General features: G+C 72.7%; 7 protein-coding genes. All 7 read right to left on the bottom strand.

The genetic code is table 11. From position 1 onward, the window contains the following. Positions 1 to 123: 123 nt before the first annotated feature. Complete coding sequence (locus JYK18_RS32880) at positions 124 to 744, bottom strand: hypothetical protein (RefSeq protein WP_206807294.1); 621 nt, start codon at positions 742 to 744, stop codon at positions 124 to 126. Between the two features lie 226 nt (positions 745 to 970). After that, positions 971 to 2,197: an MFS transporter gene (locus tag JYK18_RS32875; RefSeq protein WP_206807293.1), complete on the bottom strand. Its 1,227-nt coding sequence runs from the start codon at positions 2,195 to 2,197 to the stop codon at positions 971 to 973. After that, positions 2,194 to 3,147, bottom strand: a complete 954-nt coding sequence (locus JYK18_RS32870; protein WP_206807292.1) for an ornithine carbamoyltransferase — start codon at positions 3,145 to 3,147, stop codon at positions 2,194 to 2,196. The genes JYK18_RS32875 and JYK18_RS32870 overlap by 4 nt, the downstream gene beginning before the upstream one ends. Continuing rightward, the gene (locus JYK18_RS32865; protein ID WP_206807291.1) at positions 3,144 to 10,313 is read right to left on the bottom strand and encodes a non-ribosomal peptide synthetase; all 7,170 of its coding nucleotides are present in this window, start codon (positions 10,311 to 10,313) and stop codon (positions 3,144 to 3,146) included. Before JYK18_RS32865 ends, JYK18_RS32870 begins: the two co-directional genes overlap by 4 nt. Continuing rightward, complete coding sequence (locus JYK18_RS32860) at positions 10,310 to 15,190, bottom strand: non-ribosomal peptide synthetase (protein ID WP_206807290.1); 4,881 nt, start codon at positions 15,188 to 15,190, stop codon at positions 10,310 to 10,312. The genes JYK18_RS32865 and JYK18_RS32860 overlap by 4 nt, the downstream gene beginning before the upstream one ends. Beyond that, positions 15,187 to 15,396 carry an MbtH family NRPS accessory protein gene (locus JYK18_RS32855; RefSeq protein ID WP_206807289.1) on the bottom strand — a complete coding sequence of 70 codons (210 nt, stop codon included), beginning with the start codon at positions 15,394 to 15,396 and terminating at the stop codon, positions 15,187 to 15,189. The genes JYK18_RS32860 and JYK18_RS32855 overlap by 4 nt, the downstream gene beginning before the upstream one ends. Then, the gene (locus tag JYK18_RS32850) at positions 15,393 to 16,880 is read right to left on the bottom strand and encodes a condensation domain-containing protein (protein WP_206807288.1); all 1,488 of its coding nucleotides are present in this window, start codon (positions 16,878 to 16,880) and stop codon (positions 15,393 to 15,395) included. The genes JYK18_RS32855 and JYK18_RS32850 overlap by 4 nt, the downstream gene beginning before the upstream one ends. Between the last annotated feature and the right edge of the window lie 90 nt (positions 16,881 to 16,970).

Below are 16,970 nucleotides of genomic sequence, written 5' to 3'. Positions count from 1 at the left end.
GGCCTCCGTCAACCAACACAAACCAACATCGGTTACGGAAACGACATTACCGAATACTCAGGCCGCGCGGGGCACAGGGAATCCAAGGGAAAAACTAGAATTCCGGTATTGCGTGAATTTCCTTCATGTTGCCAGCGCGGCGAACGCGGTGGCCAGCAGGACAACCACCGAAAGGAGCATTCCGGCGCGCGGATCGTGTGAAACCGAGAGCACGCGCGCTCCGGAGCGTGACGCCAGCGCGGGCACCCGGGTCAGCGCCGCCGACCGCAGCCTGCCCAGCACCGCGGGCAGCACCGGCAGGCAGGCCACCACCGCGACCACCGGCACCGCCGCCGAATCCGCCGGGACCGCGGTGACCACGTGGTGCACGGCCAGGTGCAGGGTCGCGGTGGAGACCACCACCGCGGCGCCCGCGAGCCGCACCGGCTGACCGGTGGTGGTGCGCTGCCGGTTGGCCAGCAGGTGCCGCGCATGCGGGCGGGAAGCCAGTTTCCGCAGCCGGCGGCGGTCCTGGCGGAGCATGGCCAGCGCCTGGTCCAGTCCAATCGCCGCGCCGATGGCGAAGACCAGCAATCCGGTCGCCGCACCGGTGTGCGCCACCTGCGAGAGCACCAGCGAGGCGCCGGCCGCCGTCGCGGCGGGCGCCCACACCTGGCGCGGCGTGGCCCCCGACAGCAGCACGGCGGCGAAGCCGAGCAGCAGGATCAGTGAGGCAGCGGGCAGGTCGAACAATTCCGGCGCCATCCGGTGCTCCGTTTCCGCGATTCACGTGCGTTCCGACCCCATTCATGCTGGTCGACGGCGGCGCGGTGATCAGCCCGGGGCGCCCCCGGAATCCGGGTGGGGCTGCCCCCACCCCCGATCGAGCGACCCCGCGTTTCGCGGAGTGGCTCTCCGCGAAACGCGGAAATGGCACAAATGCGGCCCCCGAAAGTTTCCGGGGGCCGCATTTATGACGCTGTTTTTTAATTCACCGGGAAAGGGAACGAACGCCTGGGCTCGCGGCGGCGAGCAAGGTCAGCACGCCCATCACCCCGCCGACGGCCAGCACGGTGCCGGTCACCCCGAGCGCGGTCAGCCCGAACCCGCCCAGCAGCGAGCCGAAGGCGAGCGGCCCGTAGGCGAGCAGGGTGGCCACACTGGTCACCCGGCCACGCAGGTGGTCCGGCACGATCCCGATCAGGTACGCGCTCACCCCCACGGTCCACACCGCGCCGATGTAGGACATCAGCCCGTACACCGCGCCGAGCACCACCGGGTCCCCGGCGAGCAGCGTGGTCGGCACCAGCACCGCCCACAGCGCGTTGGCCCCGATCACCAAGGCGGGCAAGGAGATCCGGCGGATCCAGAAGGTGGCGCCGAGCGCGCCGAGCACCCCGCCGATCCCGCTGACCACGGTCACCAGCCCCGCCACGAGCTGCGAGCCGCCGTCCTCGCGCACGATCTCCAGCACGGTCAGCATCAGCACCTGGAACAGCAGGTTGCTCACCGCGATCAGCCCGGCCGCCGCGCGGGCGAAGCGGTGCCCGGCCATCCACCGCAGCCCCTCCATCAGCGCGGCCAGCGGTTTCTGCGGTTCCGCCTCGACCGGTTCGGCCTGCAGCTTCTTCTTGATCATCAGCACCGTGCCGAGCGAGAACGCGTGCAGCACGGCGGTGGCCAGGAACGGGAACCACTGGGTCACCGCGCTGAGCACCCCGGCGCCGGGCTGGCCCAGCAGCCCGGCGGCCTGCTCCCTGGCCTCGTTGCGCGACAACGCCGTGGTCAGGTGCTTCTCCGGCACCACGCTGGGCAGCGCCGCGCGCTCGGTGATCCGGTAGATCACGGTGAACGCGCCTTCGACGAAGGCGACCACCGACAGGTGCCACAGGTTCAGCCCGGCGAAGATCATCCCGAGCGGGATGCTGCCGACCGCGACCAGCCTGCCCAGGTCGCAGATGATCAGCAGGCGCCGCCGGTCGAAGCGGTCCACGGCCACCCCGGCGGGCAACTGCACCAGCAGGTACGGCAGTTGCGCGGCGAAGCCGACCAGCCCGGCCGAAGCCGCGGATCCGGTGGCCCACAACACGATCAGCGGATACGCGAAGGCGCTCAGCCGCGAGCCGAGGAAGGACAGCCCGGCCCCCGACCACAGCAGCAGGAAGTCGCGGTTGCCGCGCAGCCCCCGGTCCGGGGTGGTGGTTTCAGCCGTGGTCATCGCGTCCCGCCGGCGCACCACTCGAGCACCGCCATCGCGCTGTGCATCTTGTGCTGCGCCTGGGTGAAGGCCAGGCTCATCGGCCCGTCCAGCACCTCGGCGCTCACCTCCTCACCGCGGTGGGCGGGCAGGTCGTGCAGGAACACCGCCTCCGGGTTGTCGTCCCACAGCCCGGCGTGCACGGTGAACGGCGCGAACCGCTCGCGCCAGTTCCGGTCGGCCTTCGCCGTGCCGGTGGTCTGCCAGCGCGTGGTGTAGATGACGTCGAACCCGCCCGGCAGCCCGTCCATGTCGTGCCGTTCGGTGATCGACGAGCCGAACCGGACGGCCTGCTCGGCGGCGGTGGCCGCGATCGGCCTGGCCAGCCCGTACCCCGGCGGGGTGCGCAGTTCCAGGTGCGTGCCGGCGAACCGGGTCAGGCCCAGCGCCAGCGCCGCCGCGGTGTTGTTGCCCTCGCCGACGTAGAGCACCCGCAGGCCGCTGATCCGGTCGAAGTGGCAGAACAGGGTGGTCAGGTCGGTCAGCCCCTGGGTGGGGTGCTCCTCCACGTTCATCGCGTTGATCACCGGCATGGTGCCGTGCCCGGCCAGCTCGCCCAGCCGGTCCGCGGTCAGCGTGGTCCTGGCGACCAGCACGTCCAGCATCGAGGCGAACACCCGGCCGGTGTCGGCCAGCGTCTCCCCGGTGTTGGTCTGCAGGTCGCCGGGCCCGTAGGTGATCAGCCGGGCGCCGAGCCGCAGCGCGCCGCTGGAGAACGCGGTGCGCGTGCGGGTCGAGGTCTTCTCGAAGTAGACGCCGACGATCTTGCCGTCGAGCGGGGCGCCCGGCGCGGCACCGGCCGCGTGCGCCGCGCCCCGGCTGACCAGGTACTGCAGGTCCTCCTCGCCGAGGTCGTTGAGGGACAGCAGGTTCCTGGCGAGCTTGGCCGGGGCGGCGATCAACTCGGTCATCGGGGGCCTCCATCGGTCATCAGCGTCTGGATCAGCGCGGCGAGTTCACCGGCCCGCCGCGGGCGCAGGACCTCCTCGTGCTCACCGGCCACCCGGTGCACGGTCAGCCCGCCACCGGCCAGCTCCCGCCAGTGGCCCAGGTAGTCCGGGTACGACAGGCCGCGCAGCACGCCGTGCCGTTCCTCGGCGCACTCGTCGGTGATCACCAGCCGGACCGGCGTGCCGGCCACCGGGTAGCGGTAGGCGTACATCGCGCGGGTCAGCGCCTGCGCCCGGTACACCTGGCGGCGCATCGCGCCGAGGTCACCGGCGTCGGCGGACAACCCGGCCAGGCTCAGCAGCGACCGGATCTCGCCGGTCGGCTCCACCTCCGGCTGGGCGCACAGTTCCGCGAGCCGGTCGGTGAGCGCGTCGCTGGTGACCACCTCCGGGGACACCGCCGGGTCGCCGATCGGGTCGATCAGGATCAACGCCGCAGCCGGGGTGCGGGCCGCGGCCAGCTGCCGCGCCATCTCCCACGCCAGCGTCGCGCCCGACGACCAGCCCAGCAGCGCGAACCGGCCGTCCGGCTGGAGCTCGGTCAGGTACCGCGCGGCCAGTTCGGTCAGCTCCACCGGCTGCTCGCCGATCCCGTCCGGCGCCTCGAAGGCGGCCACCGAGCGGCCCATCCGGTCGGCCAGCGGGAGGAACCAGTGCGCGCTGCCGCCCTGCGGGTGCACGCAGTACAGCGGCGGGCTGGTGTCCCTGGTGCGCAACCAGGCCAGCGCGGTCCCGCTGTCCCCGGTCGCGGATTCCAGCCGCGTGGCCAGCGCCTCGATCGTCCGGGTCTCGAACACGTCGCGCACCGACACGGTGAACCCGGCCGAGCGCAGCCCGGCGACCACGGTCAGCGTGCGGATCGAATCCCCGCCGACGGCGAAGAAGTCGTCGGTCACGCCCAGCCCGGCCACGCCGAGCACCGAGCCCCAGACCTCGGCGATCCGCCGCTCGGTCTCGGTGCGCGGCGCCACCGCCGGCTCCTCGGCCAGCTGCGAGCGGTCCGGGTCCGGCAGCGCCTTGCGGTCCACCTTCCCGTTGGGGGTCAGCGGAAGCGCGTCGAGCACCAGCAGCGCCGACGGCACCAGGTGCTCGGGCACGGTCTTGGCGAGTTCGGCGCGCACGGCCTCGCGGTCGGCCTCGCCGACCAGGTAGCCGATCAGCCGTCCGCCCGCGGCCTTCGCCGCCGCGTCCCGCACCCCGGGCACCGCGCGCAACGCGGCCTCGACCTCGCCGAGTTCCACCCGCTGCCCGCGGATCTTGACCTGGTTGTCCCGGCGGCCGATGAACTCCAGCTGCCCGTCGGGCCGGTAGCGGACGCGGTCGCCGGTCCGGTACAGCAATCCCTTGCCGAGGAACGGATCCGGCACGAACGCCTGCGCGGTGCGTTCCGGGTCGGCGAGGTACCCGTGGCCGACGCCGTCACCACCGACGTACAGCTCACCCGGCACCCCGATCGGCGTCGGCTGCCGGTGGCCGTCGAGCACGTACAACTGCGTGTTGCGGATGGCGCGCCCGATCGGCACCAGCTGGGCCTCCGCGGGCAGCGGCTCGGTGATCATCGCGTGCGTGACGTCGTCCGAGCACTCGGTGGGCCCGTAGGCGTTGACCATCGGGATGCCGGGGAACCGGGCGAACCACCGGGTGCACAGCTCCGGCGGCAGCGCCTCCCCGGTGACCACCAGCCAGCGCAGCGACGCCAGCCCCGGCACCGGAGCACCCGAGTCCCAGTCGTCCAGCGCCGCCCGCAGCAGCGACGGCACCACCTCCAGCACGGAGATCTCCTCGTCCTCCACCGTGCCGAACAACGCGGCGGGATCGGCGGCGCACGCCGGGGTGACCACCCGCACCCGGCCGCCGGTCAGCAGCGCGGCCAGCATCTGCCACACCGACACGTCGAAGGTCAGCGGCGCGTTCTGCACCACCGAGTCGGTACCGGTCAGCACCAGGTCCTCGACCTTGGCGAGCAGGTGGTTGACCATGCCGCGCCGGTGCACCATCGCGCCCTTGGGCGCCCCGGTCGAACCGGAGGTGTAGAGCACGTACGCGAGGTCGTACTCCGCGCCGCGCGGGCGCGCCCACTCCTCGTGCTCGTCGTCGCTGAGCACGAAGATCTGCGCGCCGGTGTCGGCGGCGGCCCGTGCCGCGTGCCCGGCGTGTTCCGGGGTGACCAGGACGAACTTCGCCCGGCTGTCGGCCAGCAGGCGCGCGGTGCGTGCCTCGGGCGCGGCGGTGTCCAGCGGGATGTAGGCCGCGCCCGCGCCCAGCACGCCCAGCACCGCGCTGACGAACCGCGCGCCGGGGTCGGCCAGCACGGCGACCAGCAGGTCGGGCCCGGCGTCGGGCAGCTGACCGGCGATGGCGCTGGCCCGGCCCATCAGCTGGGCGTAGGTCAGCTCCTCCCGGTCGTCGCTGACCGCCACCGCGTCCGGCTGCCGCCGCGCGACCGCCTGGACCCGCTCGACCAGGCCCTCGCTGTCCAGCGGGCGTTCGGTGCGGTTCCACGCGTGCAGCACCAGTTCGCGCTCGCCGGCGGGCAGGCAGGCCTGCCGCGCGTCGGCGTCCGGGTCGGCGATCATCGACTCCAGCACCGTGCGGAACATCGCGGCGAGCCGGTCGCCGTCGGCGCGGCGCAGCACGTCGGTCCGGGCGTGCACCATCAGCCGGTCGCCCATCACGCCCACGGTCAGGCCGAACTCGTTGGGGCTGTCGTCGATCACCGTGTCCCCGTCGACCAGGCCGAGGTCGACCACGTGGAAGTCGAGGTAGATGAAGAAGGTGTCGATCAGCCGGTCCGCGCTGCCCGCCTCGCGGTGCATCTCCGGCAGCGGGAACCGCCGGTGCGGCCACAGCTCGGTCTGCCCGGCGAAGGTCGCCTGGATCAGTTCCCGCCAGGTCCCCGCCGACCGGTCGAAGGCGAACGGCACGGTGTTGAGGTACATGCCGAACACGCGGTCGGCGCCGAGCAGTTCGGGCCGGGTGTCGCAGACCAGGCCGGTGCTGAACGCCTCCTGGTCGGTGAGCATGCTCATCGTCTTGAGGTAGGCCGCGTGCCACACGCTCTTGATGGACACGCCGAGCGAGGTGGCCAGCCCTCGCAGGCCGTCGACCAGATCCGCGCACGGCAGGTCGATCCGGTAGGGCAGCCCGGGCTCCGGGTCCTTCCAGGCCTGCGGCAGTTCCATCTTCGGCTGCCGCGCCACGAGTTCGCGCCAGTAACCGCGGTCCTCGTCCGACTCCAGCGAAGCGAGTTCGGCGGAGATGAAGTCGGCGTACCGGACCTCGGGCAGCGCGGCCAGCTCCGGGGCCTGGCCGTCGCGGAGCCTGCCGTACGCGGTCAGTACCTCCATCAGCAGCGAGTGGAAGCTCCAGCCCTCCAGCACGGCGTGGCATTCGGTGATGGAGATCCACCAGCCGTTGTCCACCACGTGCGCGAACAGCCGGATCAGCGGCGGCTTGGCCAGGTCGAACAACGCGGCCCGCTCGGCGGCGGTGAACTTCCGCAGCGCGGCCTGCTGCGCCTGCTCGTCCTGCCCGCGCAGGTCGCGGACACCGACCGAGATCGGCGCCTCGGCGTGGACCAGCTGCATCGGCACCGAGAACTCGCTCGCGTGCAAGGAGGTGCGCAGGATCTCGTGGCGCTCGACCACCAGCGAGGCCGCCTCGCGCAGCGCGTCGAAGCTGAACGGCTGGTCGTCCTTGACCTGGAACGAGCTGATGTTGTGGTAGATGTTGTCCGATCCCCCGGCCAGCATCTCCACCAGCATGCCGGTCTGCACCTGGGACATCGGGTACGCGTCGGTGACCCCGTCCGGCACCAGCGCGCGGTCCTCGGCGGAGATCAGCTCGAACGGCTCGACCGGGGTGTCGATCGGCGCCGGCGCGGACCGCTCGTCGCAGAACGCGGCCAGCTGCGCCACCGTGCGGTACTCGAAGATGTCGCGCACCGACACGTCGAACCCGGCCGTGCGCAGGGCGCCGACCAGTCCGACCGCGCGGATCGAGTCACCGCCGATCTCGAAGAACCCGTCGTGCACGCCGAGCGTGGCGGTGTCCAGCGCGTCACGCCAGATCGCGGCCATGCGTGCCTCGGTCACCGTGCGCGGTGGCGTCACCTCACCCGCCGCGCGTACCGAGGCGTTGTCCGGCTCGGGCAGTGCGCGCCGGTCCAGTTTCCCGTTGGTGGTCAGCGGAATCCGGTCCAGCACCACGTAGGCCGCCGGGATCATGTAGTCCGGCAACGACTTCGCCACCAGCGCCCGCAGTTCACCGGGATCCGGCGCGGCACCGTCGGCGACCAGGTAGGCCACCAGCCGCTTGTCGCCGGGGGTGTCCTCGCGCAGCACCACGACCGCGTCGCGCACGGCCGCGTGCTCGCCCAGCGCGGCGGCGATCTCACCGAGTTCGATGCGGAACCCGCGCAGCTTCACCTGGTGGTCGATGCGGCCGAGGAACTCCAGGCTGCCGTCGGGCAGCCGCCGGGCCAGGTCACCGCTGCGGTACAGCCGGTCGCCGGGCGCGCCGAACGGGTCGGGCACGAACCGCTCGGCGGTCAGCTCCGGCCGGCCGAGATATCCCCGCGCCACCCCGTGCCCGCCCACGTGCATCTCCCCGGCCATCCCGGTGGGCACCAGGTTGCCGTGCCGGTCGAGCAGGTGGATCCGCTCGCCGTCGAGCGGGAAGCCGACCGGGTTGCCGGCGCCGGGCGCCAGGTCCTGCTCGGTCAGCGCGTAGAAGGTGGAGTGCACGCAGGTCTCGGTGATGCCGTACATGTTGATCAGCGCCGGACGGCTCAGCCCGAAGCGCTTCACCCACGGCGCGAGTTCGCGCTGCTCCAGCTTCTCCCCCGCGAACACCACCGCGCTCAGTGCGAGATCGGCCAGGCGCGGGTCGTCCGCCTCGGCGGCGGCGATCAGCGAGCGGAAGGCCGACGGCGTCTGGGAAAGCACGGTGACCCGCTCGCGCACCAGCAGGTCGAGGAACTCCTCCGGCGACCGCGAGACGCCGAACGGGACCACCACCAGCTTCCCGCCGTGCAGCAGCGCGCCCCACATCTCCCACACCGACACGTCGAAGGCGTAGGAGTGGAACATCGACCAGCTGTCGTCGGCGCCGAAGCCGTAGTGCAGCTGCGCCGCGGTGAGCAGGCCGTGCACGTTGGCGTGGGTGACGCAGACGCCCTTCGGCTTGCCCGTCGAACCGGAGGTGTAGATGACGTAGGCGAGGTTTTCCGGGCCGCTCAACGGTTCCGGGTCGGTGTCCGGGGCGGCCGCGATCGCCTCGGCGTCCGCCCCGTCCAGCACCACGATGCGTCCATTGTGGACTTCCCGGACCAGGTCCAGGTGGGCCGCGGTGGTCACCACCACCGGGGCGGCGGCGTCCTCGACCATGAACCGCAGGCGGTCGGCCGGGTAGGCCGGGTCGAGCGGCAGGTACCCCGCGCCCGACTTGGTCACGCCCAGCAGCGTGGGCACCAGGTCGTGGCCGCGGTCGAGGCAGACGCCGACCAGCGTTTCCGGGGCCGCGCCCACCGCGCGCAGGTGGTGCGCGAGCCGGTTGGCCCGCCGGTTCAGTTCGGCGTAGGTCAGCTCGGCGCCATCGCAGGTGACCGCCACCGCGTCGGGCAGTTTGGCCGCCACCTCGGCGAAAACCTCGTGCAGGCACCGGGAAACCGGGTCCGGCTCGGCGCGCCCGGCCTGGCGCACCAGCAGGGCGCGCTCCTCGGCGGGCAGCACGTCCAGCTCGTGCACCCCGGCGCTCGGGGCGGCGGCGATGCTCTCCAGCAACCGCGAGTAGTGCTCGGCCAGCCGCCGCGCGGTCGCCTCGTCGAACAGGTCGGTGGCGTACTCGACCTGCCCGCCGATCGAGCCGTCGGGCAGTTCGGCCAGCCGCAGCGCCAGGTCGAACTTGGCCACCTGCCACTTGAGGTCCACGTACTCCGCGCGCACCCCGGCCAGTTCACCGCCCAGCTCGGGCACCGCGTGCAGGGTGAACGCGACCTGGAACAGCGGGGTCACCGACATGTCGCGTTCCGGCTGCAGCTCGTCGACCAGCCGCCCGAACGGCACGGCCTGCCGGTCCAGCGCCTCCAGCACGGTGACCCGGTTGCGGGCCAGCATGTCCTCGAAGGACGGTTCGCCGGAGATGCGCATGCGCAACGCCAGCGTGTTCATCACGTAGCCGAGCAGGCCCTCCAGCTCGGGGTGGCTGCGGCCGGAGACCACCGTGCCCACGGTGACGTCGTCCTGGCCGGTGTAGCGGGCCAGCAGGCACTGGAACGCGGTCAGCAGCACCATGAACGGGGTCGCGTCCCCGGCCCTGGCCAGCTCCCGCATCCGGTTCGCGACCTCGGCCGGGATGGTCACCGGTACGCCGGCGCCGCGCCAGCCGCGCACCGGCGGCCGCGGGTGGTCGGTCGGCAGCTCCAGCCGCGGCAGGTCGGCGAGCTGGTCCCGCCAGTACCACAGGTGCTGCTCGATGGCGTCCTCGGAGAAGAAGTCCCGCTGCCAGGCGGCGAAGTCCGCGTACTGCACGGCGGGCGGCGGCAGCGGTGACGGCAGCCCGGCGGAGAACGCCATGTACAGCGCACCCAGCTCGTTCAGCAGCACCTCCTGCGACACCTCGTCGGAGGCGATGTGGTGGAACACCGCCAGCAGCAGGTGGTCCTGCTCGCCGATGCGCAGCAGGGTCAGCCGCAGCGGGTGCTCGCTCGCCAGGTCGAACGGGCGCAGCGCCTCCTGCTCGGCCCGCGCCAGCGCGGCCGCCTCGCCGGGCACCGCGATCTCCGTCCACCGCGGCTCGGCGGGCGGGTCGACCAGCTGCACCGGTTCCGCGCCGGAGAGTTCGTAGCGCGTGCGCAGGATCTCGTGCCTGGCCACCAGTTCGGTCCACACGCGGCGCAGCGCGCCGGTGTCCAGCGGGCCGCGCAGCCGCAGGGCCAGCGGAACCAGGTACTCCGGGCTGCCCGGGTCGAGCCGGTTGAGGAACCACTGCTGCCGCTGCCCGAACGACAGGCGCAGCGGCGCGCTCCGGTCGGCGCTGCCGATCGAGACGCGGTTGCCCGCCGCGCTGCCCGCCATCCGGCGGCGCACCAGTTCCTCGCGGTAGAGCTCGGTTTCCTGCATGGTCATCGCTTGGCCTCCTCGCTGCGCGCGAGCACCTCGGCCGCGCTGAGTCCGTCGATCTCGGCCCGGATGAGCTCGGCCACCGCGTCGGCGAGCCCGGCCACGGTCGGCGCGTCGAACAGCGTGCGCATGCCGAGCTCCACGCCGAACTCCTGCCGCAGCATGGACACCACGGTGGCGGCCGACATCGAATGCCCGCCGAGGTCGAAGAAGTTGTCGTGCACGCCGATGCGCCGGTCGAGCACCCGCGCCCAGATCGCCGCGATCCGCCGTTCCGCCGGGGTGCGCGGGGCCTGCCCGGCCGTCTCGGTGACCTCGACCGCCTCGGGTTCGGGCAGTGCCTTGCGGTCGACCTTGCCGTTGGCGTTGAGCGGCAGGGATTCCATCGGCACGAACACGCTGGGCACCTCGTGGCGCGGCAGCGTCTCGCCCAGGAACGCGGCCAGGTCCCCGGCCCGGCCGACGTGGTAGGCGACCAGCTTCTGTCCATTGAGGACAACCGCGGCCTCGCGCACGTCGGGGTGGGCCAGCAGCGCGGCCTCCACCGCGCCCAGTTCCACCCGGTACCCGCGCACCTTGACCTGGTTGTCGGCCCGGCCGCGGAACTCCACCGCGCCACCGGGCAGCACCCGGCCGAGGTCGCCGGTGCGGTACAGCCTCCCGCCGGCCTCGCCGTGCGGATCGGGCAGGAACTTCTCCGCGGTCAGCTCCGGTTTGCCGGTGTACCCGCGCGCCACGCCGACACCGCCGACGTAGATCTCGCCGAGCACGCCGATCGGGACCGGGTTCAGGAACTCGTCGAGCACGTACATGGTGGTGTTCGGGATCGGGTGGCCGATGGAGAGGAACTCGTGTGCCTGCTCGCCCGGTTCGGGGAACAGCGCCGAGTTGCCCACGGTGATCTCGGTCGGGCCGTACTCGGCGGCGAAGCGCGCGTCCGGCCGCCCGGTCACCGCGCGCCAGCGTTCGGCCAGCGTGGCGGGCACCCAGTCACCGGCCGCGCTGACCAGTTCCGCCAGCGGCACCGGCCCGGCGTCGGCGAGCTGGCCCAGCACCAGTTCCAGCTGCGCGGGCGCCAGCTTGATGAAGCTGAACGGCCCCGCGTCGGCCAGTGCCGGGCCCAGCTTGGTCAGGTCGAAGTCCTGCGGGAACAGGTGCACCGGCTGCCCGGTGAGCAGCGGGGTGTACAGGTTCGGCAGGCCGAGGTCGTAGGCGATCGAGGTGAACAGCGGGGCGCCGCCGGTGCCGTGCGAGGCGTACGCGCCGATCGACCAGTCCAGGTAGTTCGCCAGCCCGCGGTGGGCCACCGCGACGCCCTTCGGCGTGCCGGTCGAGCCCGAGGTGTAGATGAGGTACGCGAGCCGGTCGAGCCCGTTCCCGTCGACCTCCTCCGGTGCTTCGGCGGGCTGCCGCGCCAGATCCGCGCGGTCGACGTCGACGAGCACCCGCCCGCCGCCGAAGTCCCCGGCGTTCTCGGCCAGCTCCGAATCGGACACCAGCAGTTCCGCGCCCGAGTCGGCGAGCACGTGCCGCACGCGGTCGGCCGGGAACGACGGATCCAGCGGAACGTAGGCACCGCCCGCCTTCCACACGCCGAGCAACGCGGAAACCAGCTCCGGCCCGCGGTCGAGCAGCACGCCCACCACGGATTCGGCGGTGACCCCGCGCGAACGCAGCAGGTGCGCGAAGCGGTTGGCCTCGCGGTCCAGGTCGCCGTAGGTGACCGTGCCGCCGTCGTGCACCAGTGCCACCGCTTCCGGCGTCTTCGCGCACTGTTCGGCGATGGAGAGGTGCACCGGCCGCGAGGGCTGATCCGCCGTGGTGTCGTTCCACGTGCGCAGCAGCAGTTCGCGCTCGGCGTCGGCGACCAGGTCGGCGGTGCCGATCGGCTCCTCCGGCGCGGCGGTCAGCGAGGCGGCCAGCCGGACGAAGTTCGCGCCGAGCCGCTGGATGGTGGCTTCGTCGAACAACGCGGTGGCGTATTCGAGGATGCCGTCGACCGTGCCGTCGGTGTGGGTGCGCATGATCAGCGTCAGGTCGGTTTTCGCGGTGCGCCAGATGGACCGCATCACGTCGGTGTCGACCACGTTGGTGTTGGCCTCGGCGAGTCCGGCCTCGTGCAGGTCGAAGATCACCTGGTAGACCGGCGTCCTGGCCAGGTCGCGGGTCGGCTGGATCTCCTCCACCAGTCGCTCGAACGGCAGGTCGGCGTGCCCGAACGCGCCGAGGCAGGCGGCCCGCACCCGGCCCAGCGCCTCGGTGAAGCTCAGCTCGGGGGTCAGGTTCGCGCGCAGCGCCAGCGAGTTCAGGAACAACCCGACCGCGGTTTCGGACTCGGGCGCGGTCCGCCCGGCCACCGGCGTGCCGACCACCACGTCCCAGTCGCGGCTGTAGCGCGCGAGCAGCACGGTGAACACGGTCAGCAGCGACATGAACGGCGTCGCCCCGGCCTGGCGGCCCTGCTCCAGCAGCGCGCTCGCGGTCTCCGGCGGCAGCCGGAAGTCCAGCGCGGCACCGTTCGAAGCGCGTTCGGCGGCTCGCGGGCGGTCCACCGGCAGTTCCAGCGGGTGCACCCCGTCGAGCGCGGCCCGCCAGTACGCCAGTTGTTCGTCCAGCAGCGTGCCGGTCAGCGCGCGCCGCTGGCGGATCGCGTGGTCGGCGTACTGCAGCGCGGGCGCGGGCAGCTCGGTTTCGGCCCGGCACAGCCGTTCGAACTCGTCGGCCAGCACGACCAGCGACCGGCCGTCCACCGCGATGTGGTGCGCGGTGATCAGCAGCACCCCTTCGAGGCCGGGCCGGTCGAGCAGCAGTGCCCGCCACACCGGCCCGTTGGCCAGGTCGAACCCGCGGGCCAGTTCCGCGCGGAACAGTTCGTGCTTCGACGGTGTGCCCCGGACGATCCGCAGCTCCACCTCACCGGGCGCGTCGATCACCTGCCAGGGCTCGTTGTCGTGCACTACGTACCGGGTGCGCAGCACCTCGTGGCGTGCTTCGAGGGCGTTCAGCGCCCGTGCCACCGCCTCGTGCCCGGTTCCCTCCGGCACGCGGAGGAACAGCGGCACGATGTACTCCTGGTCGCCGTGGCGCAGTTGCTCGAGGAACCACAGCCGCCGCTGGCCGAACGACAGCGGCAGGCGCCCGTCCGGCCGGGCCACCGGCTCCGGCGCCGCCTCGACGTCCTTTGTGGACAGCAGCGCGGCCTGGTCGCGCACGGTGGAGGCGGCGAACAGGTGGCGGACCTCGATCCGCCTGCCGGTCCGCACGCGCAGCCACTCGGCCAGCCGGGTGATCAGCAGGGAATGCCCGCCCAGCTGGAAGAAGTCGTCCTCGACGCCGACGCGGTCCACTTCGAGCAGATCCGCCCACGCCTCGGCGACCACCTGCTCGGCGGCGGTCTCCGGCGCCAGGTACCCGGGGCGGCCGGGCTGGTCGTCCAGTTCCATCGCGCGCAGCGCGATGCGGTCGACCTTGCCGCTGTGCGTCAGCGGCAGTTCGTCCAGCGGCACCACCAGGGTCGGCACCAGGTGCTCCGGCAGGCCGCGGCGCAGGAAGGTGCGCAGCGCGGCCGGTTCGATGTCGCCCACCACGAACGCCGCGAGCCGCAGTTCGCCGGTCGGCCCCGGCACCGCGAGCACCGCGCCACCGCGCACCGCGGGGTGGGCGCGCAGCGCGGCCTCCACCTCACCGGGCTCGATCCGCACGCCGTTGACCTTGACCTGGTCGTCGAGCCTGCCGAGGTAGGTGAGCACCCCGTCGTCGCGCCAGCGGGCGCGGTCCCCGGTGCGGTAGAGCCGCGAGCCGGGCAGGCCCAGCGGGTCGGGCACGAAGCGCTCGGCGGTCAGCTCCGGCTGCCCGACGTACCCGAGGCCGACCCCGGCACCGCCGATGTACAGCTCGCCGGCCAGCCCGATCGGGGTCAGCTCGCCGTGCTCGTCGAGCACCACCACGTGGTCCCCGCTGATCGGCGCGCCGATCGGCACCGGGCCGGTGGTCTGCTCGCGGTCGCAGCGGAAGGCGGTGGCGTCGATGGCGCACTCGGTGGGGCCGTAGGTGTTCCACAGCTCCACGTCGACCTTCGCCCACACCTGCTGGCACAGCTCGTACTGCAGCGGCTCGCCCGCGGAGAACAGCAGGCGCAACGAGGTGCATTCGGCCAGCCGCTCCTGCGCGACCAGCAGCCGCAGCACCGAGGGCACCACCTGCAGCACGGTCACCTCGTCTCGGATGACCGCCTCGATCATCGCCACCGGGTCGCGTTCGGCCCCGGCCGGTGCCAGCACCACGGTGCCGCCGCTGACCAGCGGCGCGAAGATCTCCCAGCCCGCCGCGTCGAACGACAGCGAGGTCTTCTGCAGCACGCGGTCGCGCGAGGACAGGCCGTGGGTCCGCACGGTCCAGTGCACCCGGTTGGCGATGCCGCCGTGGGTGACCACCGCGCCCTTCGGCCGTCCGGTGGAACCCGAGGTGTAGATGATGTAGGCGGGGCTGTCCTGGCTGGTCCCGGGGCGGGTCACCGGGGGCGCCGCGCCGGTGGCGGCGGTCAGCTCGGCGACCGACTCGTCGGTGAGCACGATCCGGCAGCCCGTCTCCTCGACGATGCCGGCGATGCGCTCCTCGGGGTGGTCCGGGTCCAGCGGCACGTACACCCCACCGGCGCGCCACACCGCGAGCAGCGCGGCCACCAGGTCGGTGCCGCGGCGCACGCGCACCCCGACGACCTGGCCGGGGGTGCAGCCCCGCGCCTGCAGCGCGGCCGCCACGTGCCCGGCACGCCGGTCGAGTTCGGCGTAGGACACGCTGTCCCAGCCGTCGACCGCGGCGATCGCGCCGGGCGTGCGCGCCACCTGGAGGGCGAACGCGTCGTGCAGCAGGGTGGCGGTCATCGCGAAGCCCCGGCGGTGCGCACGCTCAGCGGGCGCAGGTCCTGCCACACCTCACCGATCCGCGCCAGGCACTGCTCGCGCGACCCCTCGGTGCCTTCGGCGCGCCACCCGGCGGGCAGCTCGCGCCGCACGGGCCACAGGGAGTACTGCTCTTCGCTGTTCACCACGACCCGGTAGACGGGGCCGTTGTCGCCGGGGTAGGTCATCGTGTTCCTCCGTAGGAAGCGGCGGTCAGGTGGGATTGGCCGGTGGCGAAGGCGAGCAGGCGGGCGCGCTCGGTGTCGTCGAGCAGCGCCACCCCGGCCACCGGTGCGTCCGGATCGGTGCGCGCCGCCCGGATCAGCAAGCGGTAGTGCTCGGCCAGCCGCGCGATCGTGCCGGGGTCGAACAGGTCGGAGTCGTACTTGAGCGCGCACCGGATCGAGGTGCGGTCGCGCACCAGTTCCAGCGTCACGTCGAACTGGCCCTCCTGCTGCGGCACGTCGAAGCAGGACAGCCGCAGGCCGGCGTAGTCGACCGTGGTGCCGTGGCCGCCGGCGGCGAGCGCGAACAGCGGTGCCTGCCGCCCGGCGGTCATCGTGGTGGCCAGCACCTGGAACAGGCCGGAAGTGCCGGAGGCACGCGGCAGGCCGAGCGCCTTGGGGAGCAGCGCGGACGGGTAGTCCACCCTGGCCATGCCCTCGCGCAGCTGCTCGCTCGCCTCGGCGACCACCTCGCGGAAGGTCGCCTGCGAACCACAGCGGGTGCGCAGCGGGATGGAGTTCACGAAGTAACCGGCCACGCCGAGGCGGTTCAGGCCCATGGTCGAGGTGGCCGCGCAGCCGATCAGGAAGTCGCGCTGGCCCGAGTACCGGTGCAGCAGCGACTGGAACAGCCCGATCAGGTACCGCGCGGGCGTGGTGCGGTGGGCGCGGGACGCGGGGACCAGCCCGGCGACGATGTCCTCGGGCATCTGGAACACGTGCGTCGCCCCGCGCAGCCGCTGGCGGCCCGGCCGGGGCCGGTCGGTGGGCAGGTCGAGCACGGACGGCGCGCCCTCGCACAGCTCGCGCCAGTACGCCGCCAGCTCGGCCGCGCGCGGGGAGTCGAGCAGGCGCCGCTCGGCGGTGACGAAGTCGTCGTAGGTGGCCTTGAGCGGGGCCCAGCCGGGGGTTCCGCCGTCGCGAAGGGCCTGGTAGGCGTCGAGCAGGTCCTGGAGCACCAGCACCTGCGACGGGCCGTCGAGCGCGATGTGGTGGGCGACGAACACGAGCAGCGCGTCGTCGGGGGCCCGGCGCAGCAGCACCAGCCGGGCCGGCGCGCCGGAGGGCAGGTGGAACGGGCGCGTGACCTCGTCGCGGACCAGTGCGGTCAGCACCTGTTCGCCGACGTCACCGACGTCGCGCACCTCCAGCTCCAGCAGCCCGCCTTCGCGGACCACCCGCCGCGGCATCCCGTCGATCTCGGTGAACGCCGAGCGCAGCACGTCGTGGCGCCCCGCGGTCAGCCGGACCGCGCGCGAGAGCGCGGGCAGGTCCAGCCGGTGGTGCAGGCCGATGGTGTAGACCACGTTGTAGGCGGAGCTGTCCGGCGCCATGCGGTTGATGAACCACAGCGCCTCCTGCCCCACGGACAGTGCGCGTTCCATGCTGAATCCGTCCTGGTGCGCCATCCCGGCCGGTGCGCGCACCGGCCGGGACGTCACGGGCACCGATCAGTTGTTGTTGTTGTTCGCGTTGTTGTTGTTGACGTTGTTGTTGTTCACGTTGGTGAAGTTGTTGTTCATCGCGGCTCACCCCCT

The organism is Amycolatopsis sp. 195334CR (assembly GCF_017309385.1).
GTDB lineage: Bacteria > Actinomycetota > Actinomycetes > Mycobacteriales > Pseudonocardiaceae > Amycolatopsis.
The sequence above is the reverse complement of the archived record's forward strand: the minus strand, read 5'-3'. Positions and strand labels throughout refer to the sequence as shown.